A 21,582-nucleotide genomic window follows, 5' to 3' on the forward strand; every position below is an offset into this window, starting at 1 on the left:
TTAACTTATTTTTCAAGCCTGTGCAGCAGCCAGGCCAGCACGTGCTCGCGCGCATTCAAGTCCAGCCATTGCACGCCCTCGCGCAGATCGTCCGGTGCCGGGCTGTCGGAGGCGACGGCGATCACATGCGGATCATGCGGATACAGGGGCGCTTGACCCACTTCCGGGCGAAACACTTCCAGCTTGGGGATGGGATCCGTCTTGAAGCCCTCGACCAGGGTCAGGTCTGCCGGCCCCATGCGGGCCAATTGCTGCGCCAGGCTCGGTTCCGGCGCGCCGCGCAGCTCATGCACGATGGCAAAGCGATACGGCGACGCCACCAGCACTTCCGCCGCGCCCGCCAGGCGCAGGCGGGCGCTGTCCTTTTGCGGCGGCTCCAGCGCCAGGTCATGGTGGCTGTGCTTGACCAGGTTGACGCGCAAGCCGCGCGCCGCCAGTTCCTTCACCACAAATTCCAGCAGGGTCGTCTTGCCGCTACCGGAACGGCCGATCACCCCCAGTACCGGGTGTGCGGGCATCGCATCGTGCATGGTCACTCCTTGATTGAGAAGGAATGATTATACGCAGCCCCACCCGCGCACTGCCCAGCGCATTGCCTTGCCCAGTGCCAGGCTCATCGCCCAAATCAAGCGCCTCCGGATTTTCCCCCATTCCCGGCGCCGGCCGGCGCCGGCTTGCCACCCTGGCGCTGGCGCCGGCCGGCCGGCTGGGCCGCATTTTTTCCCGCATTTCTCCCCGCATTTTTCCCATTCTGCGCCTGCACATTCCTGGCCATGCGCGCCAATTGCCGATGCGCGGCAAGCGCGCCCGCCTCGGCATCGGAGAGCGCGGGCACGGCGGCAGCAGCGTCCAGCTCGCCAGCCGTCGCCAGGTCAGCGGCGGGCTGGCAGGCAGGCGCCAGCGGGGCGAAATCCCGGGCCCGCACATCCGCTTCCCAGGCGGCGCGCTGCGCCAGCACTGTCGCGGGCACGGCCGGCGCCGCGCGGGGCTGCGCCAGGGTCAGCACGGCGCCCAGGCCGCTGGCGGCCGCCACGCGCGCGCCCATCTGGGGCAAGCTGCCATCGGCGGCGCGGCAAAAGCGCTGCAGGATGGTTTTGATGATCGACGTATGGTCGACCACCTGGTGGCTGACGCTGCCCGGCGCGATCAGCGGCGACACGAGCAGCATGGGCACGCGCACGCCATACTGGCGAAACGCGGGGTCGTCGTCGGCGGCGGCGGGCGGCGGCACATGGTCGAAAAAGCCGCCGTGCTCGTCATAGCTGAGGATCAGCAAGGTGCGCGCCCAGGCGGGACCGCGCGACAGGGCCTGGTAGACCTGCGCCACCAGCGCCTGGCCGGCGCGGATATCGGCCGGCGGGTGGTCGTCATTTTCAAAGAAATGCGGATCGATCCAGCTGACCGGGGGCAAGGTGCCGGCCAGCGCATCGCCGATGAAGCCATAGCGGCGCGCGCTGGAACCGAACGGCTCGTACCACTCGGACGAGCGGTAATGGTCGTCGCTGAAGGCCAGGCTCCAGGGCTTCCAGGCGGAATAAAATTTCCAGCCGACCTGGGCGCGGTCCAGGTGCCGCACGAAGGACTTGTTCGCATACAGGGGCACGCGCTTGCTATCCTTGCTGCCGGCCGCCTTGCCGCTGACCGCATACAAACGGTTGGGCCAGGTAGCGCCCGGCACGGAACTGTAGCAGCGGTCGCAGACGCAAAACTGCTGCGCCAGGAAATCGTACATGGGCAAGTCGGTCCCGTTGTAGTAACCCATCACCAGGTCGATGTCGGGGTCGCCCGGATGCGTTTGCGCATAGTCATCGACGAAGCCGCCGTTATTGTTTTGCAATTGCTGCGCCACCGACTGGCCCGTATGCGACGGGTCTTGCTGCGGGCCGAAGGCCGTGCGCCGCAAATGGTGCACGGGATACGTCACGCCCGCATGCAGGTTGGCATGGCTGGCCTGCAAGCCGTCGATATCGGCACGCCCGCCTTCCAGGCTCAGGTAGCCAAGCATGTGGTCGAACGAACGGTTTTCCATCATCAGCACGACGATATGCTCGATGCGCGCCAGGTTTTCCGGCGCATCCGCATCAAGCACACCCTCACCGGCAGCAGCAATCATGGGACCTCCCCGGCCGCGCGCACGGACGCGGCAATCCTGGTTCGACCAGGCCAGGCCAGTATGATTCAGCTACTGTACCCCTGCCTTGATGTGCAACAACTCAATACGGCACGCGGTAGCGGTAGCCCTTGAAACTGAAGATGGCCGCCTTCGGCTGCAGCTTTTCCAGCACCAGGCCAGGCGCCAGTTCCTCGCCTTCGTGGCGCAGCACCTTGTCGATCAGCAGCAAACGGTCGGCCGGATTCTTCGAATAAATATAGCCGCCGATGGCGATCGGGGGAATTTGCCGCTGTATCGGCTCGGGCAAGTCGCGCATGCCGGGCACGGCCTCTTCAACCGGCGGCGCGGGAGCAGGCGTTGCGGGGGGCGGGGCCACTACGGGCGGCGGCGCGGGCTGTCCCGGCGTTTCCTGCTTCGGTTCCGCCACGGGCCTGGCATGGTGTACGGGCGCGGCGGTGGCCGCCGGCGGCACGGGCACGGGCGCGGCGACCGCTGGCGGGGCCGCCACGGGCACAGGGACTGCCGGCATCGGCGCTGGCACAGCCTGGGCCAGCACGGCAGGCGCGGCAGCAGATAAGGGAACAGGTACGGCTACAGGCGCCGCCGCGCCCGCCTGCCACGGCTGCCACAGCAGCAGTGCGGCAGCCACGGCCACCGTCACGCCGCCCAGCGCCAGCCAGACGGGCGCGCGCCGCGCCGTGCCGGATGCCGCGCCATCGTGCAGCTGCACTTGCGGTGCGTGGATCGACGGCAACTCGCCCAGCTGGCGCTCGGCTTGCGATTTTTTCAGTGCTTCAAGTATGTAGGACATCTTATTTCCCCGCCACCATCGCCGTCGCGGCGGGCGCCGCCACGGCAGGAGCAGCACCGCTCAGGCGCGGCTCCCCGTTGTCGCCCAGTTGCCTCAGGCGTATATATGTTTTCGGGCCCGCCAGGCCATCGGCCCGCAGGTTCTGGCTTTGCTGGAAAGCGCGCAGCTGGCCTTGCATCTCGGCATCGAGCGGCAGGTTGGCGGCCGGCGCCGGCAAGCCCCGCTGCTGCGCCAGGCGCTGCGCCAGCCAGTCCACGTCGGCGCCGCGGGCGCCCAGCGGCACTTCATCGCGCCAGCCGCGCGGGGCGCGCCAGAAGGTGGTAAAACTGCCATCGCTGCGCTGCGCCAGCTGGGCCAGCGGCAAGCTGATCTGCTTGCCATCGAGCATCAAGGTGGCGGTATCATCCTGCAGGCGCGTCAGCAGCGCCGGCTGTTCCGTGCCACCCGCATCGCGCAAGGCCAGCATGGCGGGAGTGTCCAGCACGCGCAGTTCGGCGATGCCGCCACGGCTGTGCAAACAGCGCAGGCCGGCGCGCGCGCCCGCCTGGCAAGCGTCGCCAGCCGGCAACTGCTCGCCCCACAGGGCGGCCAGCTGGCGCAGCACGGCGTTGCGGTCCGGCACGCTCGCGGGTGCGGGCGCAGGCGCCTTCGCAGGAACAGCGGCGGCAACGGGCGCCGCCACGGCGGGCGCTTTCGCCACGGCCACGGTGGCAGGCGCGTGCGGCATGAAATGCCAGGCCAGCGCAGCCGTCACCAGCGCGCCGGCCAGCACGCCACCGGCCACGTGCGGCCAGCGCAAGCCCCGTCCGGCAGCCGGCTTGCCCTCTTCCGCAAACACTTCCTCGGCGGCGCGGCGCAATATCTGGCGCGTCACCTGGGGCTGGTTTTCCACGTAGGCGCCCAGCAGGGCGCGGTCGCACAGCAGGTTGATGCGGCGCGGCACTCCTTTGCTCAAGGCATGGATGGTCGCCATCAAACGGGGCGCGAACGGCGTCTGCGCCGTGCTGCCCGCCACGGCCAGGCGGTGGCGGACATAGCTGGCCGTCTCGTCCGCCGTCAGCGAACCCAGGTGATAACGGGCGATGACGCGCTGCGCCAGCTGTTCCAGCTCGGGCCGGGCCAGCATGGCGCGCAATTCCGGCTGGCCGATCAGGATGATCTGCAGCAGCTTGCGCTCACTCGTCTCCAGGTTGGTCAGCAAACGCAGCTGCTCCAGCACGGCGGCGGACAGGTTTTGCGCTTCATCAATGATCAGCACATTATTCTTGCCCTGCGCATGGCTGGCCAGCAAGTGCGCATTGATGGCGTCGACATAGCCTTTCACGCTGGCCACGCCGGGCGCCAGGGCGATGCGGAATTCCTCGCAGATCGACAGCAGCAATTCCTCGACGGACAATTTCGGATTGAAGATATAGGCAAGCTGGCAATTTTCCGGAATCTGCTCCATGAAGCAGCGGCACACGGTGGTCTTGCCGGCGCCGATCTCTCCCGTCAGCAGCACGAAGCCGCCGCCGCTGCCCACGCCATACAGCAGGTGCGCCAGCGCTTCACGGTGGCGCTCGCTCATGAACAGGTAGCGCGGATCGGGGGCGATCGAAAACGGCGATTGCTTGAGCTGGAAATAATGCGTGTACATGGAGACCCTGCGGATGAAACGATCAAAATGCGCTGCGGCAAGCCAATACCCTCAGCGGGTGCGGGCGGGCGGCAAGGGCTTGTATTTGGCGCAATACACTTTCGCCTTGCTACGGAAGTAGACGATTTTACTGCCAGGCACGGAACCACGGACAGGAAAGGCGGAATTGTCGAGTTTATTGAAACGCAGGCCAGAGGCGCCGCGGATGGCCGGTTCCAGCTTTTCCGGTGTCGAATCCGCCACCACGCCCATGAAGACGAGGGGACTGGTATCGTCGCTGACGATCACGTCGGTAACGGGCGCGCCCCACAGGGTCGCTTCCGTGCGGAACCAGTAGGCGCCCCCTTCATGCTTGTAGGCGGGGCCGAAGGCCGTCAGCAGGTAGGCATAGAAGGCCTTGTTGTCGATATGGTCGATGCACAGCACGGCATTGCCCACCACTTGCCCGAACGTGGACGGCGCCGGCTTGGCCTGCGCCAGCACGCCGGACACGGGCACGCCAAAGCCCAGCAGGGCGAACGCCGCCAGCAGGGCCGGCGCACGCCACGGGCGCGTCAGGGTACGGCGCAGGCGCATGATCAGCGCTTGCGCTCTTCTTTCTTGACCTTCTTGGCTTCCTTCTTTTCCTTCATGGTCTTGGCCGGTTCTTTCTTGGCTTCTTTCTTGCTGTCCTGTGCCTTGCTCATCATCTACTCCATGCCTGGGCGGAAATGCCTGGGCCATTATGACACTCCCCCATGAAAATGCCACCCGAAAAGCAAAACGGCCGCGCAAGGCGGCCGTTCCAGTCGTACGTCAGTGCCGGATCAATGCAGGCACAGGCGGCGGCGCGTCTTTTCGATCAGCGCCGCATCGTAGGGATACAGGTTCTCGATGAAGAACAATTCCGTTTCCGCCTCGTCTTCCAGGCACATCTCGATCATGACCGGGCCATCGCTTTCGCGGCCCAGGAAATCCTTCGGCCAGCGGTTCTTGCGGTGCGTGCGCATCATTTCCATGCCCAGCGCAGCCAGCGGCGCCGACACGCCGGCGGCCAGCGCCTCTTGCTGCCAGTCGTCCCAGTAATCGCTCTTTGCTGCCTTGTCGTTCATCATGCTCTTCCAACTCAGGTGTAAAAGGCCGACTTTACTCTTCATGGCGTCCCTTGCCAAGCATGCACAAAAGCAATACCGCAACACCGGGCACAGACCAGTGGGAAAAAATTGGCATTAAACAAGGCCAATTTCAATACCATTTTCAATCGACAAAAACTCCTTTATTAACAACAGCTTGTGGCGAACTTTCCGGGCGCGACACATCAAGCGCAAGAATATTTTACAATACCACTTAAATACCTCTTGACTAGCCATCGAGGCAACAATATAGTGCCTTCAGCTTTTTCGCCGCCCGACAAATAAAAACGAGACAGGCGCATCCAACCATACGCGGGACTGCACACACATGATCGAATACATAATCGGCGTCGACGGCGGGGGCAGCGGCACCCGCGTACGCCTGGCGCGCCTCGATGGCCAGGAACTGGCGCAGGGACAAAGCGGCCCTTCCGGCCTGGGCCTGGGCATCGAACGGGCCTGGACCTCCGTGGCGCACGCCGTCACCCTGGCCTTCCGCGCCGCCGGCCTGGAACAGCCGCCCCTGCAGCGCATGGCCATCGGCCTGGGCCTGGCCGGCGTGCACAACAAGCAGTGGGCCGCCAGCTTCATCGAACACAATCCCGGCTATGCCTTGGTGGCATTGGAATCGGATGCCCTGACCACCCTGCTGGGCGCGCATGCGGGCCAGCCGGGCGTCATCGTTGCCATCGGCACGGGCAGCGTGGGCGAAGTGCTGCACGCGGACGGCAGCCGCCACGAAGTGGGCGGCTGGGGCTTCCCCTCCGGCGACGAAGCGGGCGGTGCCTGGATCGGCATGCGCGCCATCAACCACGCGCAACAGGTGGCCGACGGGCGCGTGCCCGGCAGCGCCTTCGCCACGGCCATCATCGACGCCTGCGGCGGCCAGCGCGACGCCATGCAGGTGTGGCTGGCGGCCGCCAGCCAGACCAACTTTGCGCAACTGGCGCGCCTGGTGCTCGAACACGCGGCCACCAACGTGGTGGCGCACACCATCCTGACCGACGCGGGCCAGCAGATCGCCCTCATCGCGCGGGCGCTTGACCCGGCCGGCACCTTGCCCGTGGCCCTGTGCGGCGGCCTGGCGGCGCCCTTGTCGGGCTACCTGCCGGCGGCCCTGTTGCAACTGGTCGTGCCGGCACAGGGCGACTCGGCGGCAGGCGGCCTGCGCCTGATACGCAAGCACTTGCAGGAGCAATGACCATGCTGGCCAAACTGTCCGCCTTCAAACCCAATCCCGCCAGCGACACGCCGCTCTACATGCAGCTGGCGAACATGCTGTCGGACGGCATCGCCAGCGGCGACTGGCGCGCCAACCAGGCCTTGCCCTCGGAGCGCGTGCTGTCGGAAATCCTCGAGATTTCGCGCGTGACGGCGCGCAAGGCCATCGACATGCTGTGCGACCGGGGCATGCTGACGCGCAAGCGCGGCTCGGGCACCTACATCACGCCCAAGCTGGAACAGCCGCTGTCGCGCCTGACGAGCTTTTCCGAAGAATTGCGCCAGCGGGGGTTTACCGCCGGCTCGCGCTGGCTGCAGCGCGACATCGGCTCGGCCGCGCCGCTGGAACTGCTGTCGCTGGGACTGTCGCCGCACATGCCGGTGGCGCGTTTGCGCCGCCTGCGCACGGCCGACGAAGTGGTGATGGCGATCGAGACGACCACCATCCCCGCCCTGTACATGCCGGACCCGCAGCAAGTCACCGATTCGCTGTACGGCTACCTGGAGTCGCGCGGCACCATCCCGATGCGCGCGCTGCAGCATATCCGCGCCGTCAACGCCACGGCGGAACAGGCCAAGCTGGCCAATATCAAGACGGGTGAAGCCATGCTGCACATCACCCGTGTCAGTTATCTCGACAACGGCGCAGCGGTGGAACTGACCCACTCGTATTGCCGCAGTGATTATTATGAATTCGTAGCGGAGTCGCGCAGATGAGCAGCACTATCAAAGGCAATATCCTTACCCCCGGCGGCTGGATCCACGGCGCCATCGCCTTCGGCGAGCGCGTCGACAGCATCGAGGGCGATTCCCTCCACCCGTCGAACAACAGCGACGACTATATCTTGCCCGGTTTTATCGACCTGCACGTGCATGGCGGCGCCGGCAAGGACATCATGGAAGGCGGCGAAGCCGTCTACACCATCGCGGCCATCCACGCGCGCCACGGCACCACCAGCCTGCTGGCCACCACCATGACAGCGCCGCCGGAAGACATCGACATGGCCTTGACGGCCATCGGCATCGCCGCCAACAACCGCCGCCCGAACACGGCGCGCGTGCTGGGCGCCCACCTGGAAGGCCCGTACATCAATTCCGGCAAGCTCGGGGCGCAGCCGAACTACGCGCGCGCCGCCACGCTGGCCGAAATCGAACGCCTGCAAACGCTGGCCAGGCTGCGCGTCATTACCGTGGCGCCGGAAATCGCCGGCCACCTGGATTTGGTGCGGGCCCTGGCCGACGCCGGCGTGCGCGTGCAGATCGGCCACACGCTGGGCTCCTATGAAGACGGCGTGGCCGCGCTGGAGCACGGCGCGGTGGGCTTCACGCACCTGTTCAACGCCATGAGCGGCCTGCATCACCGCGAGCCGGGCATGGTCGGCGCCGCCCTCGCGCACGCCGAATACGCGGAACTGATCCCCGACCTGCTGCACGTGCATCCGGGCGCCATCAAGGTGGCCCTGCGCGCCATCCCGCGCCTGTACTGCGTCACCGATTCGACCGCCGCCACCGGCATGCCGGACGGCGAATACATGCTGGGCCGCCACGCCGTGCAGAAATGCATGGGCGGCGTGCGCCTGCCCGACGGCACGCTGGCGGGCAGCACCCTGACCCTGGACCAGGCGCTGCGCAACCTGGTGGGACTGGGACTGGACCTGGCCGACGCGTCCAAGCGCGTGTCGACCAACGCCGCCGATTACCTGGGCCTGGAAGAACGCGGCCGGCTGGCCCCCGGCACTTACGCCGATCTGGTAGTACTCGATCGCGATCTCAAACTCAAAGCAGTGTATATAGAAGGAGAAATCTGTGACCTCAATGATGCTTAAAGAAGCCGTTTCCGCCGCCGAATGCGTCGCCCTGCAACTGGCCAGCGACACCGAACGCTACGCGGAACTGGGCCGCAAATTGAGGAGCACCTCGTTCTCGACCGCGCTGACCATCGCGCGCGGCAGCTCCGACCACGCCTGCAACTACGTCGCCTACCTGATCATGGCGCGCCTTGGCCGCGTCGTCGCGTCCCTGCCGATGTCGCTGGTGACCCTGAACAAGTCGCCGCTGGTGACGCGTGATACCCTGGCCATCTCGATCTCGCAATCGGGCCAGAGCCCGGACGTGGTCGAACCGATCCGCTACTTCCGCGACGGCGGCGCCACCACCGTGGCCCTCGTCAACGACATCGATTCGCCGCTGGCGCACGCCGCCGAATGGGCCATGCCCCTGCGCGCCGGCAAGGAACAAAGCGTCGCCGCGACGAAAAGCTTCATCACCAGCCTGGTCGCCGGCGCCCGCATGGTGGCCCAGTGGCAGAACGATCCCGAACTGCTGGGGGGCCTGGAAGCGCTGCCCGAAGCGCTGCTCGAAGCGACCCGCGTCGACTGGTCGCCCGCCATCGACGTGCTGGCCCCGGCCCGCAACATCATGGTCGTCGGACGCGGCATCAGCTTCCCCGTGGCGCTGGAATCGGCCCTGAAATTCAAGGAAACCTCGGCCCTCCAGGCGGAAGCGTTCAGCGGCGCCGAAATCAAGCACGGCCCCATGGCCCTGATCGAAGACGGCTACCCGCTGCTGATTTTTGCAACCCGTGGCCCGACCCAGGCCGGCCTGCTGCAGCTGGCAACAGAGATGCGCGGCCGTGGCGCCAAGGTCTTGCTGGCGGCGCCCGCCGACGTGGCCGAGCGCGACCTGACCCTGCCCGTGGCGGCCACGCCCGATCTCGATCCGATCGTCGCCATCCAGTCGTTCTACGTGATGGCGGCAAAACTGTCGGCCGCGCGCGGCATGGACCCGGATGCGCCGCGCCACTTGAGCAAGGTAACAAAAACAAACTAAGCAACAAGTAGTAACTTACGCCCCCCCAAAGGCAGAGACGGGGGTCGGACCCTGAGGGTCCGACCCCGGCACTTGCGGGGTCAGTCGCCAGGATAATAATAATGATCAAGAGACTGTTGGCAGTGTTTGCCTGCGCGAGCCTGCTCGCGCCGCAGGCATGGGCTGCCGAGAAAATCGAATTCTGGACCTTCAGCATGAAGCCCAAGTTCACGCCGTATTTCAATGCGGTGATGGCGCGCTATGAGGCGCAAAATCCCGGCGTCAAAATCGAATGGATCGACTTCCCGTGGGACATCATCCAGACCAAGCTGGTCACGCGCATCGTGGCCGGCACGCCGCCCGCGCTGGTCAGCCTGAACGTGCCCTGGGCCGACGAATTTGCGCGCGACGGCTTGCTCACACAAGTCGATGGCCTGATCGCGCCTGCGCGCGCCAGCTACATTCCCAGCGCCCTGGACGACCTGCGCTTCAAGGGCGGCACCTACGGCTTCCCCATGTACAGCAATGTCGCGGTGATCGCCTTCAATACCGCCATTTTCAAGCAGGCGGGACTCACGCGCGGCCCCGCCAGCCTCGATGAACAGCTGGCGTTTGCGCGCCAGATCGCGCAGCGCACGGGCAAGGCCGGCATCGCTCCCGCCCTGTCGAAAATCGACGGCCTGTTCATGCAGCAGGGCCTGGCCGTCATCACCGACAACCGCGCCGTCTTCAATTCGCCGCGGCACGTGGCGCTGGTGCAAAAGCTGGCCGACACCTACAAGGTCGGCGGCCTGCTGAAAGAAAGCCTGTTCGCCGAAGACAATTTCCCGGCCGTGATCGACGCCTACAAGGGCGGCCGCCTGGGCATGCTGCTGGCGCCGCCGACGGCCATGCAGCGCATCCGTGGCGACGCGAAAGATATTTACGCCATCACCGACGTGGCGCCCGCGCCGCTGGGCCCCACCGGCATCGCCGACGGCGGCTGGCTCGTGCACTTCGCCATTCCGAAAGGCGTGCCGGCAAGCCTGCTGCCCTCGGTGGGCAAGTTTGCGCGCTTCCTGACGAACGATGACAACCAGCTGGCCTTCGCCAAACAGGCCAGCGTCTTTCCCACCACCGTCAAGGCGGCGGCCGACCCGTTTTTCCTCGCCACGCCGAAGAACGCGGGCGCGGCCGAAAAGGCGGTGGCCGCCGGCGCGCTGTCGATGGGCCACTCGCGCACCCTGTACGTGGCCGGCATCGACGACTACGACGAGCTGCGCCGCTCGCTGGTGAAAGCCGTCGAGGCGGGCGTGACGGGCAAGCAGGATGTGCAGCAGGCGCTGGACCAGGCCGTCGCCATCTGGAACCGCAAGCTGGCCACCCTGCCGCGCCACTAAGGACACCATGAAACTCGCCCACCGCCACACCGTGCAAGCCTGGCTGTTCCTCGCCCCGGCCCTGCTGCTGCTGGCCGCCTTTTCCTTCTGGCCCGTCGGCTACGGCTCCGTGCTGGCGTTTACCGATTACAGCCTGATACGCGAGACGCGCTTCGTCGGCCTCGACAACTTCCGCTACATCTTCAACAACGAGATGTTCGTCTCGGGCCTGAAGAATTCGCTGATGTTTTTGCTGATGGTGCCCTTCGTGCAGGTGGGCGCCATCACCCTGGCCGTGCTGGTGAACAACCGCCTGCCCGGCATCCGTTTGTTCCGCGCCGCCTTCTACGTGCCCGTGGTGACCACCGTGTCCGTCGTCGGCATCATGTGGGGCTTCATGTTTCACGAACAGGGCGCCCTGAACTACGTGATGATGACCTTGAAGCTGGTGAACGCGCCCGTGGGCTGGCTGTCGAACGACAGCCTGGCCCTGTTCGCCGTCATGTTCGTCACCCTGTGGCGCGGCCTGGGCTGGTACATGGTGATGTACCTGGCGGCGCTGCAATCGATTCCGTCGGACATGCAGGAAGCGGCCATGCTCGACGGCGCCAACCGCTGGCAGCGCTTCTGGAAGATCACCGTGCCCATGCTGCGCCCGACCATCATGCTGTGCTCCATCCTGTCCGTGCTGGCGGCCCTGAAGGCTTACCAGGAAGTCGACGTGCTGACCCAGGGCGGCCCGATGAATTCCACCTTCACGGCGCTGTATTACGCGTATGACCAGGGCCTCAAACACTTGAAGCTGCCGCGCGCGCTGGCCGCCAGCTTCGTCGTGTCCCTATTCTGCATCGGTATCGCCCTGCTGTGCCTGCGCTACCTCAAACCCAAGCACCGCTGACCGGGGAATGACCATGAAAATCCGTTCCCGCCCCCTGAAAACGCGCCTGCACATACTGGGCCACTATGCCGTGCTGTGCGCGATCGCCGTCGTCTGCGTCTTCCCGTTCTGGTGGACGCTGGTGACGGCCATTTCCACGGAAGGCAATATCTTCGCCTTCCCGCCCACCTTCTGGCCGAAGGCACCGTCCTTCGAGAACTTCATCGAAGTGTTCAACGCGATTCCCATCTGGTCGTTCTTCAAGAACTCCGTGCTGATCGCCGTGTTCACCGTGTTCTGGAAACTGCTGCTGTGCTCACTGGCCGCGTATCCGCTGGCGCGCCTGAAATTCCGCGGCCGCAAACTTGTGTTCGGCCTGATCCTCGCCACCTTGGTGCTGCCGTCGGAGGTGAACTTCCTCGTCAACTTCATCACCATCACGCAAATGAGCCTGGTCGACACCTACACGGGCGTGATCCTGCCCAACGTGGTGACGGCCGTGGCCATCTTGCTGCTCAAGCAGGCGTTCGAGGAAGTGCCGCAAGACCTGATCGACGCGGCCAGGGTCGATGGCGCCTCCGAGTGGGTGATCTTCAGCCGCATCATGCTGCCGCTGATTACGCCGTGGCTGGCCACCGTCGGCATCCTGACGGCCGTCGAATCGTGGAACGAGTACATCTGGCCGTCCATCGTCATGAGCAAGCCCGATGAATTCCCGCTTTCTGTCGGCGTGCTGTATTTGCGCGGCACCTTCGGCAGCAGCACGCGCGTGATCGCCGCCGGCACATTGATCACCATCGTGCCGACCCTGCTGGCGTTTTTGTTCACCCAGCGCTTCTTCATGCGCGGCATGGACGGCGCCGTCAAATGAGCGCCGCCATCGCCACCGACCTGCGCCTGCTGGCTGGCCAGCTGCTGATGACGGGCATCGCCGGCACCGGGCTCGATGCGGCCACGGCGCAGTGGCTGCGGCAGAACGGCATCCGCGCCGTGTGCCTGCGCGCGGCCAATCTGCGCGATGCGGCGCAGCTGACGCGCCTGAGCACGGACTTGCGCCGCGCCCTGGGTCCGCAGGCGCTGATCGCCATCGACCCGGCCGGCATGCCTCCCGCTTATCCGGCCTGGCTGCCGCAGCCACCGGACGCCATGGACCTGTGCGCCCTTGGCGACGCGGAACTGGCCAACGGCACGGGCGCGGCGACGGCGCGCGGCTTGCGCGCACTGGGCATCAACTGGCTGCTGGCGCCCCTGATCAATCTCGATACGGCTGCCGGACAGGCGCCGGGCGCGGCGCAGGCGTTTGGCGGCGATCCGGCACAAGCGGCCGCCATGGCGCACGCATGGACGGCGGGCTGCCAGGCCGAGGGCGTGGCGTGCTGCGCCAGGCTGTACCTGCCGCAGCACGGCGCCGGCAGCCCTCTCCCCAGCGTCGACAAGACCCGCTCGCAGCTGGAAGAACACGATTTCGTGCCGTTTCGCCGGGCCGCCGCGCAGACGGCCTCGATGATGAGCGCGCACGTGGCCTATCCGGCCCTCGATGAAAACCAGCCCGCCAGCCTGTCGCACGCGGTGATGCACGGCGTGCTGCTCGCGCCGGGCATCGATGCGCAGGGCGGGCATGTCGGCGCGCGCGCCCTGGCCGCCGGCGCCGACATGGCGCTGCTGGCCGATGCCGCGCAGCTGCCGGCCGCGCTGGACGCCGTCGGCGCCGCGCTGGCCTCTGGCGCCCTGCCGCTGCAGGCGGTGGGCACGCGGCTGCAGCGCCTGGCCGCGATGGCCGCACGCTACCCGGCCGGCGCCGGCGTGTACGCGCAGGAGGCGGCCGACCGCATCATCATGGCCGAGGCCAGGCGGCGCTGCCAGTGAGCGCCGCCCTTGCCACCGAATCAAACCGCACTTTCAAGACGACCCGAGGAAGCATCCATGAATGACAAGACCAGCAGCAGCAACAGTAGCAAGGGCGGCGTCCGCAGCCCGATTTCGTGGGTGCCCACCTTGTACTTCGCCCAGGGCTTGCCGTTTTACGCGGTCGCCCTGGTGGCCGGCCTGATGTTCAAGAGCATGGGGGTGCCGAACGACCAGATCGCCCGCTGGACGGGCCTGATCGGCTTCGCCTGGGTCTTCAAGTCGCTGTGGAGCCCCTTCCTGGAGCTGGCGTCGAGCAAGAAGACCATGGTGGTGCTGTTCCAGTTCGCCGGTGGCCTGAGCCTGGGCCTGATCGCGCTGGCGCTGCAAACGCCGCTGTGGTTCGCCGCCTGCATCGCCGTGCTGTTCGTCGCCGCGCTGGCCTCGTCCACGCACGACATCGTCTGCGACGGCCTGTACATCGCCAGCCTGTCCGACAAGCAGCAGGCGGCCTACGCGGGCTGGCAGGGCGCCTTCTTCAATGCGGGCAAATTCATCTCGCTGGGCGGCCTGGTGATCCTGGCCGGCTACCTGGAAAAAAACATCGGCGTCAAGCCCGCCTGGTCGGTGATTTTCCTGATCATCGGCGCCATGATGGTGTCGCTGGCCGCGTACCACCTGTGGGCGCTGCCGCAGGTGCGCAACGCAGCCGTGGCCGACAAGAGCGTGGCAGGCATCAGCCGCACCCTGTGGGACGTGCTGGTGGACTTCCTGAAAAAACCGGGCATCTGGGGCATGATCGCCTTCATCATCCTGTTCCGCGCGGGCGAGGCGCAAGTGCAGACCATCGGCCCGCTGTTCCTGCGCGAAGCGCGCGAACTGGGCGGCCTGGGCCTGTCGACGACGGAAGTGGGCGCCGTGTACGGCACGGCCGGCACGGTCGCCTTCCTGCTGGGCAGCATCGGCGGCGGCTATTTCACGTCCTGGCTGGGCCTGAAGCGCGCCATGCTGTTCCTGATCCTGGCCATGAACTTGCCGAACCTGGTGTTCTACTACCTGAGCCACAGCATGCCCACCGATCTGACCCTGATCACGGCCGCGCTCAGCGTGGAGATGTTCGGCTATGGCTTCGGCTTCGTCGGCCTGATCCTGTTCATGATGCAGGTGGTCTCCGTCGGCAAGTACCAGACGGCCCACTATGCGTTTGCCACCGGCGTGATGCAGCTGGGCTTCGTGCTGTTCAAGATGATCAGCGGCGACATCCAGACGGCGCTCGGCTACAAGACCTTTTTCCTGTGGGTGCTGGTGTCGGCCCTGCCCGTCCTGATCCTGTCGCGCTTCATGCGCATCGGCCCCAAGGACGCCGCCGGCAAGCCCGACCTGAGCAAGGCCGATTCCCCCCAGGCGCCAGCCAGCGCCAGCTAAGATAGAACCACTCCATGGCACACATTGCTTTAAAGAATATCGTCAAGCTGTACGATGACAAGCACCCGGTCATCCACGGCATCGACCTCGATATCCGCGACGGCGAATTCGTCGTCTTCGTGGGGCCTTCAGGTTGCGGCAAATCAACCCTGCTGCGCATGATCGCCGGCCTGGAAGACATCACGGACGGCGAGCTGCATATCGGCGGCAAGCTGGCCAACGATATCGCCCCGGCCGAGCGGGGCCTGGCCATGGTCTTCCAGAGCTACGCCCTGTATCCGCACATGACGGTGTTCGAGAACATGGCCTTCGCCCTCTCCCTGGCCGGGCATAAAAAGGCCGAGGTGCGCGCCGCCGTCGAGCGCGCGGCCGAGATCCTGCAGATCACGCCTTTGCTCAAGCGCAAACCGAAGGACCTGTCGGGCGGCCAGCGCCAGCGCGTGGCCATCGGCCGCGCCATCGTGCGCAAACCCAAGGTATTCCTGTTCGACGAACCGCTGTCGAACCTCGACGCCTCGCTGCGCGTGCAGATGCGCGTGGAAATCTCGCGCCTGCACCAGGAACTCAAGACCACCATGATCTACGTCACGCACGACCAGGTCGAGGCCATGACCCTGGGCGAGCGCATCGTCGTGTTCAACGGCGGGCGCATCGAGCAGGTGGGCAGTCCGCACGAGTTGTATAACCATCCCGGCAACCTGTTCGTCGCCGGCTTCCTCGGCGCGCCGAAGATGAACTTCATCGCTTGCGAGGCCGTCGCGGCCAGCCCCGGCTCCGTGGCCGTGCGCCTGCCCGGCGGCGCCGCGATCGACGTCGAAGCGCAGGGCGGGAGCGTGGCGCCGGGCGACCGGCTGACCCTGGGAGTGCGGGCCGAGCATGTCAGCCTGCAGCACGGGGACGATGCAGGCGACAACCTCGTCGACGCGGCCGTCAGCCACGTCGAATACCTGGGCGACGTGGCCATCGTTTACGCCAGCATGCCGGGCGTGAGCGAGATGCTGGCCGTCAAGCTGCCGGCCGAGGAAGGCTTGCGCCAGGCGGGCGACGCCATGCGCCTGCATCTGCCGCCGCAGCGCTGCCTGCTGTTCGATGCAAAAGGGCAAGCCCTGGCGCGCACGTTTGCCGCACCCGCTCAGCCGTTTATGTGACAATAGCCGCTTTGTATCATGCCGCTTCTGTTTGACTTACGCAGGCAGAACGGCAGAAATGTGTTTTTTCGAGCTTCCTTGCCCCTCTGGCAATGCCACTGCACGATGTTGCGGCTGCCACTGCAGGTGCGTATTTTTGTTATTGATTGAAGGATAACCCATGTCCCAATTCCGTCTTGCCCGTCTTAGCCTGCTCCTGGCCGCCATCGGCCTGAACTGCCTGCCCACCCTGTCGCACGCGCAGGATGCCAAGCCGGCTGCCGCCGCTGCCGCTCCAGCCGACACGGTGCGCCCTGAAGTGTTCAAACTGCTCGATCCAGCCGCCGTGAAGGCGTCGATGGATGCCAAAAACTACGCCGACGTGCAAAGCCGCATCGACCAGGCTGCCGCCATTCCGGCCCTGACGCCCTACGAATTGTTCGTGCTGAACCGCCTGCGCGTGGCGCTAGCCTCGACCACCAACAATGCGGCCATGGCCATGACGGCGCTGGAAGCGGTGATCGAATCTGGCAAGCTGGACAAGAAATCGGAAGGCGACTTCATCCAGGCACTGGCGAACTACCACTACAACGCCAAGGATTACCCGAACGCCATCAAATGGTTCACCCGTTACCAGACAGCAACGGGCGACGTGGCGGCCGTACGTCCCTACATCATCCGCGCCTATTACTTCAGCAATGATTTCGCGCGCGCCAAACAGGAACTGATGGCCGACGTGACGGCCAAGCAGCAAGCGGGCAAGACGCCGAGCATCGAAGAACTGCAATTGCTGGCCAATACGGGCTCGAAGAGCAAGGATCCAGCCACTTACCTGGTCGCCATGGAAAACCTGGTGCGCTACTACCCGTCGGACGACTACTGGAGCGACCTGCTGGGCCGTCTGCAGGGCAAGGCCGGCTATTCGGACCGCTTCGCGCTGGACGTGCTGCGCCTGCAATTCAAGGCCGTCGACACCATGCCGCCACAGGATTACAGCGACATGGCTGAAATCGCCTTGCAGAACGCCTTCCCGACGGAAGCGAAAAAAGTCCTCGACGCCGGCTTTGCCAAAGGCGTGCTGGGCACGGGCGCGAATGCCGCCAAGCACAAGAAACTGCGCGACCAGGCCACCAAGGCTGCCGCCGACGATGCGAAAAACATCGCCAGCGGCGAAGCGTCGGCCATGAGGAGCAAGGATGGCACGGGCTTGATCAACCTCGGCTACGCCTTCGTGACGATGGACCAGTTCGACAAAGGTATCGACCTGATCCAGAAAGGCATCGCCAAGGGCGGCCTGAAGCGTGCTGAAGACGCCAAGCTGCGCCTCGGCTATTCCTACGCCATGGCCGGCAAGAAAGATGAAGCCATCAAGGTCCTGGAAACGGTCAAGGGCGGCGATGGCGTGGGCGACCTGGCACGCTACTGGATCCTGTGGCTGAACCGTCCTGCCACGGCAGCGGTGGCGCCGGCAGCAGCGGCCCAGTAATTCCTGCTCCCTGCCACATGCGCAAGGCAGTTCCCGGCTCAGGCCGGGGCTGCTTTTTTTTCGACCTTTTTTCATCCTGCCATGCCGCCAGCCACCGCCCCCGCACCCGCACCTGAACGATTGATCAGCCTGGACGCCTTCCGCGGCTTCGTCATCGTCACCATGATCTGGGTCAACTACCTGGCCGGCATGCCCGGCATTGCCTTCTGGCTCGAACATGCGGGACCGCGCGCCGACGGCATCACCGTGCCCGACCTGGTCTTTCCCGGCTTTCTGTTCATGGTCGGCATGGCCATTCCGCTCGCCTTGCAGCGCCATTGCGGCCACGTCACGCCGGCCTTGCTGGGACGCCTGCTGTGGCGCTCCGCCAGCCTGATGCTGGCCGGCGTGGTGCTGGCGAACGCCTACCGCTACGATGCGCAGGCGGCGCTGCTGCCGCACGCCGTCTACTTCCTGCTGTTTTATATGGCCATGATACTGCTGTGGCGCCAGGGCGCGGGCAAGCTGGAGCTGGCCGCGGGCGGCGCGCTGATGCTGTTCCTATTGGCAACTTTTCGAGGGAAATTGAACAGCGAGTTTTCCAGCACCTGGCTGCAGCCGTCGTGGTGGGGCATCCTCGGCATGATAGGCTGGGCGTATCTGCTGTGCAGCCTGCTGTACCTGGCATGCCAGGGTAGCGGCACGGCGCTGATGGGCGTATTTTCCCTGCTGATCGTGCTGTACATGGGGGGCACGGCGGGCAGCCTGGATTTCTTGCCGGCTGGCGTGAACGCCATCGTCAACGTACCGCAAGTGCTCGGTTCGACGGCGGCCAATGTGCTGGCCGGCACCCTGGTGGGCCAGCTGTTCCTGCGCGGTGCCGCCCTGAGCCATGGGCAGCGCATCCGTTTCATGGCGTGGTTCGCGCTGGGCTTGCTGGCGGCCGGCCTGCTGCTGCGGCCGTATCACCACATCAACAAGATCGCGGCGACGGAATCGTACACGCTCGTGTGCAGCGCCCTCATCCTGGCCCTGTTCCTCGTGTTTTATGTCGTCATCGACGTGTGGCGCTGGCGCGCCTGGGCGGTGGTATTGTTGCCTGCCGGCACCAATGCCCTGTTCGCCTACATCGTGCCCGACCTGTGGCAGCAACTGGCGGCCGTGCTGCACCTGCCGCGCTTCTGGTGGCCCTGGCTGGAAACGGGCGGCGCGGCGGGCCTGTGGAATGCCGCCGCCGTCACCGCCCTGATGCTGGCCTTCACCGCGCTGGCCACGCGCTACGGATTAAAACTGAAGTTCTAGACCTTGATATAGATCTTGCGCTTGTCCATGGCGTAGGCGATCAGCCAGCACAGCAGCATGAAGCTGACGGCAAACAGCAGCGAGCCCATGCGCACCGGCGCCCAGCCCGTAAAGCCGTGCTGGTACAGCCACTGGTACAGGTTGCCGCTGCCGATGCGCACGGTGAACGCGATGATCACCAGCACTTCCGACACCAGGTAGATGAACAGGGTGTTCTTGCCGAAGACTTCAAAGAAGTAGGTCCAGCCCGTCATTTGACGCACGTCAATGATGAACATCAACAGTGCCAGCAGCAGCAAGTCCAGGCCGATGCCCAGCATCACGTAAGAGCTGGTCCACAGCTTCTTGTTAATCGGAAACACTTCATTCCAGCACAAGGCCACCGCCACGCAAATGGCACCGGCCACGGCCAGCTGAACCAAGCTGGCGCGCAGCCGTGCCGGCGCCGTCTGGCGCAGGAAACTGCCCGCCAGATAGCCGGCAATCACATTGACGATGGCTGGCAAGGTGCCCAGCACTCCCTCCGGGTCGAAGGCGATGCCTTCGCCGTGGTACAAATGGCTGTCGCCCAGCAAGATCAGGTCCAGCTTGGCCGGCGCGTTGCCGTGCAGGCTGTAGTCGCCCCAGGTCGCCAGGATGGCCCAGTAGCCGAGCAAGGCGCAGGCGCTGAAGACGAGCGCACCGCGCGTCTTCCAGTAATGGAGGATCAGGGCGGCGGCCAGGTAGCACACGGCGATGCGCTGCAGCACGCCGGGAATGCGCGTGTGCGACAGCGGCGACCAGGCGAACTGGCCCGCGTCGTCGATCTTGAAGAAAGGAAACCAGTACAGCAAAAAGCCCAGCAGAAAGATCAGCGCGCTGCGCTTGCACAGCTTGGCCAGCACGGCGCCATGGCCCAGGTGCTCATATTTCCCCAGCGCAAAGGCCAGCGCATTGCCGACGACAAACAAAAAGCTGGGAAAGACCAGGTCCGTCACAGTAAAACCATGCCATTCGGCATGCAGGAACGGCGCATACACGCTGCCCCAGTCGCCGGGCGTATTGACGACGATCATCAGGGCGACGGTCAGGCCGCGCAGGACGTCGAGGGCGAGGTAGCGCTGGTTCATGGCTGCGCCCCCTTCAGGACAGGCGCCAGGGCCGAGCCCAGCACATGTTGCGCATCGCCGCTCAATTCCCAGAACATGCCACCGCGCAAGCCCTTGTCGCGGATATAGCGCACTTTGTGGGCCACCGACTGCGCATCTTCATAGCTGATGAACACGCCGCTGTCGCGGTTGTACAGATACGGCACTTGCGACGCGGCATTCCAATGGCGCTGGAAGCCCCGCGCGCCCTGGCCGTCGACCAGATACCCTTGCTCCAGCAGATGCCGGTAAGTAAATGTCGGCGTAGCGTCATTGCCGCTGGCCGCGCCCTGGCAAGGCTGGTACAGGCCATCGCCACGGGGGCCGGCGGCGCACTGCTTCCAGCCATAGCCATAGAAGGGCACGCCCAGCACCAGCTTGGCCGCCGGCACGCCGGCGCGCAGGAAACGCGTCACGGTGGCGTCCGCATACAGGTGCTTGTCGCGCTGCGGGTCGGCGGGGTCGGCGTACAGGGGCGCCAGCTGGCCGTTCTCGGCATCCCACACGCCGCGGTAGTCGTACGTCATCAGGTTGATCCAGTCCAGCTGCGCCGCCAGGCGGACGATCCAGCCGGGCGCGGCGTCGCTGTCATCGGTCAGGCTGGCGTGCGCGCCGGCGGCGATGGTGATCAGGTAATGGCGGCCGGCCGCCTGCTTGCCAGCCTGGTCGAAGGCGCTGCGCAATTCGCTGGCCAGGCGCACATAGTTTTCCTTGTCGTCGCTGCGGTGGCAGAGGCGGCCTTCGATACAGGGAATGCCCCCCGTGGCCGGATGTTCCCAGTCGATATCGATGCCATCGAGGCCATGGCGGCGCACCAGCTCCAGCGCGGAAGCGATAAACGCCTGGCGCGCGGCCGGCGTGGCGGCCACGTCCGAAAAACGGTTCGACCAGATCCAGCCGCCCACGGACAGCAGGACGCGCAGCTGCGGATTGCTTTGCTTGAGCGCATTGAGCTTGCGCAAGTTGTCGGCGTCGGCTTGCGGCGCCGGCAGCACGATGCTGCCATTGGCCGGCCGGGATGGCTGGCCGGCTGCATCGAGGCAGGCGCTCACGCCGCCGCCCTCGGGCGCGGGGTTGCCATGTTCGCCATCCCAGCAAATGTCGGCGAACGCGTACTGGATCAGGCTGACATTGCTGGCGCGAATATTGTGCTCGTTAACGGGAAAATCGGCCGATTTCCAGCCGGGATAGTAAGCCACCACTTCCGGCGCCAGGTTCGGCGCGGCGGGAGCGGCGGAGGCGGCCAGTGGCAGCGCGCAGGCGAAGCAAGCCAGCATTGCGTGTAAGGTCATCGGAGGTATCCCAACATATAAAAAAGCCATCTTGCAATAAAAAAATGGCGGAGCCAGCTGCGC

The 21,582-nt window shown here is 65.5% G+C and carries 20 protein-coding genes; 12 read left to right on the forward strand and 8 right to left on the reverse strand.

Annotated features, from left to right (window positions below; genetic code table 11):
- Window positions 1-5: 5 nt before the first annotated feature.
- From mobB to IGS61_RS04940, 6 genes are all read right to left on the reverse strand, one after another.
- Window positions 6-530, reverse strand: coding sequence for a molybdopterin-guanine dinucleotide biosynthesis protein B (gene mobB / locus IGS61_RS04915; RefSeq protein ID WP_230538587.1), 525 nt, complete (start codon window positions 528-530; stop codon window positions 6-8).
- A 95-nt stretch (window positions 531-625) separates the two neighbouring features.
- Entirely contained in the window at window positions 626-2,113 is a 1,488-nt protein-coding gene (locus IGS61_RS04920) for an alkaline phosphatase family protein (protein ID WP_230538588.1), read from the reverse strand.
- Window positions 2,114-2,213: 100 nt separating this feature from the next.
- Window positions 2,214-2,924: a general secretion pathway protein GspB gene (locus IGS61_RS04925; RefSeq protein ID WP_230538589.1), complete on the reverse strand. Its 711-nt coding sequence runs from the start codon at window positions 2,922-2,924 to the stop codon at window positions 2,214-2,216.
- A gap of 1 nt (window position 2,925) precedes the next feature.
- On the reverse strand, window positions 2,926-4,560 hold the full coding sequence (locus IGS61_RS04930; RefSeq protein ID WP_230538590.1) for an ExeA family protein: 1,635 nt from the start codon (window positions 4,558-4,560) through the stop codon (window positions 2,926-2,928).
- 51 nt (window positions 4,561-4,611) lie between these two features.
- Window positions 4,612-5,136, reverse strand: a complete 525-nt coding sequence (locus tag IGS61_RS04935) for a hypothetical protein (RefSeq protein WP_230538591.1) — start codon at window positions 5,134-5,136, stop codon at window positions 4,612-4,614.
- Between the two features lie 230 nt (window positions 5,137-5,366).
- The gene (locus tag IGS61_RS04940; RefSeq protein ID WP_029496217.1) at window positions 5,367-5,654 is read right to left on the reverse strand and encodes a hypothetical protein; all 288 of its coding nucleotides are present in this window, start codon (window positions 5,652-5,654) and stop codon (window positions 5,367-5,369) included.
- A 346-nt stretch (window positions 5,655-6,000) separates the two neighbouring features.
- Here IGS61_RS04940 and IGS61_RS04945 point away from each other — a divergent pair, with 346 nt between their 5' ends.
- From IGS61_RS04945 to IGS61_RS05000, 12 genes are all read left to right on the forward strand, one after another.
- The gene (locus IGS61_RS04945) at window positions 6,001-6,873 is read left to right on the forward strand and encodes a BadF/BadG/BcrA/BcrD ATPase family protein (RefSeq protein ID WP_230538592.1); all 873 of its coding nucleotides are present in this window, start codon (window positions 6,001-6,003) and stop codon (window positions 6,871-6,873) included.
- 2 nt (window positions 6,874-6,875) lie between these two features.
- Window positions 6,876-7,610, forward strand: coding sequence for a GntR family transcriptional regulator (locus tag IGS61_RS04950; protein ID WP_099410621.1), 735 nt, complete (start codon window positions 6,876-6,878; stop codon window positions 7,608-7,610).
- Window positions 7,607-8,719 (forward strand): N-acetylglucosamine-6-phosphate deacetylase, encoded by a 1,113-nt coding sequence (gene nagA / locus IGS61_RS04955; protein ID WP_230538593.1) that lies wholly within the window; start codon window positions 7,607-7,609, stop codon window positions 8,717-8,719. Before IGS61_RS04950 ends, nagA begins: the two co-directional genes overlap by 4 nt.
- Window positions 8,709-9,722, forward strand: a complete 1,014-nt coding sequence (locus IGS61_RS04960) for an SIS domain-containing protein (protein ID WP_070221837.1) — start codon at window positions 8,709-8,711, stop codon at window positions 9,720-9,722. Before nagA ends, IGS61_RS04960 begins: the two co-directional genes overlap by 11 nt.
- A gap of 101 nt (window positions 9,723-9,823) precedes the next feature.
- Complete coding sequence (locus tag IGS61_RS04965) at window positions 9,824-11,080, forward strand: ABC transporter substrate-binding protein (RefSeq protein ID WP_230538594.1); 1,257 nt, start codon at window positions 9,824-9,826, stop codon at window positions 11,078-11,080.
- Window positions 11,081-11,087: 7 nt separating this feature from the next.
- Window positions 11,088-11,957 (forward strand): carbohydrate ABC transporter permease, encoded by an 870-nt coding sequence (locus IGS61_RS04970; protein ID WP_219310923.1) that lies wholly within the window; start codon window positions 11,088-11,090, stop codon window positions 11,955-11,957.
- Window positions 11,958-11,970: 13 nt separating this feature from the next.
- A complete protein-coding gene (locus IGS61_RS04975; protein WP_230538595.1) occupies window positions 11,971-12,807 on the forward strand; it encodes a carbohydrate ABC transporter permease in 837 nt (278 codons plus the stop codon).
- On the forward strand, window positions 12,804-13,802 hold the full coding sequence (locus IGS61_RS04980; protein ID WP_230538596.1) for a glycoside hydrolase family 3 N-terminal domain-containing protein: 999 nt from the start codon (window positions 12,804-12,806) through the stop codon (window positions 13,800-13,802). The genes IGS61_RS04975 and IGS61_RS04980 overlap by 4 nt, the downstream gene beginning before the upstream one ends.
- A 57-nt stretch (window positions 13,803-13,859) precedes the next feature.
- On the forward strand, window positions 13,860-15,206 hold the full coding sequence (locus IGS61_RS04985; RefSeq protein WP_230538597.1) for an MFS transporter: 1,347 nt from the start codon (window positions 13,860-13,862) through the stop codon (window positions 15,204-15,206).
- 14 nt (window positions 15,207-15,220) lie between these two features.
- Complete coding sequence (locus IGS61_RS04990) at window positions 15,221-16,354, forward strand: ABC transporter ATP-binding protein (RefSeq protein WP_230538598.1); 1,134 nt, start codon at window positions 15,221-15,223, stop codon at window positions 16,352-16,354.
- Window positions 16,355-16,514: 160 nt separating this feature from the next.
- On the forward strand, window positions 16,515-17,819 hold the full coding sequence (locus IGS61_RS04995; RefSeq protein ID WP_230538599.1) for a tetratricopeptide repeat protein: 1,305 nt from the start codon (window positions 16,515-16,517) through the stop codon (window positions 17,817-17,819).
- Window positions 17,820-17,900: 81 nt separating this feature from the next.
- Window positions 17,901-19,100, forward strand: coding sequence for a DUF5009 domain-containing protein (locus IGS61_RS05000; protein WP_230538600.1), 1,200 nt, complete (start codon window positions 17,901-17,903; stop codon window positions 19,098-19,100).
- On the opposite strand, the gene IGS61_RS05005 is transcribed toward IGS61_RS05000, so the two are convergent.
- Together IGS61_RS05005 and IGS61_RS05010 are read right to left on the reverse strand one after the other, a co-directional pair.
- Window positions 19,097-20,209, reverse strand: coding sequence for an acyltransferase family protein (locus tag IGS61_RS05005; RefSeq protein ID WP_230538601.1), 1,113 nt, complete (start codon window positions 20,207-20,209; stop codon window positions 19,097-19,099). The genes IGS61_RS05000 and IGS61_RS05005 overlap by 4 nt on opposite strands.
- On the reverse strand, window positions 20,206-21,519 hold the full coding sequence (locus IGS61_RS05010) for a glycoside hydrolase family 18 protein (protein ID WP_230538602.1): 1,314 nt from the start codon (window positions 21,517-21,519) through the stop codon (window positions 20,206-20,208). Before IGS61_RS05010 ends, IGS61_RS05005 begins: the two co-directional genes overlap by 4 nt.
- Between the last annotated feature and the right edge of the window lie 63 nt (window positions 21,520-21,582).

This window comes from Janthinobacterium sp. FW305-129 (assembly GCF_020858115.1).
GTDB lineage: Bacteria > Pseudomonadota > Gammaproteobacteria > Burkholderiales > Burkholderiaceae_D > Janthinobacterium.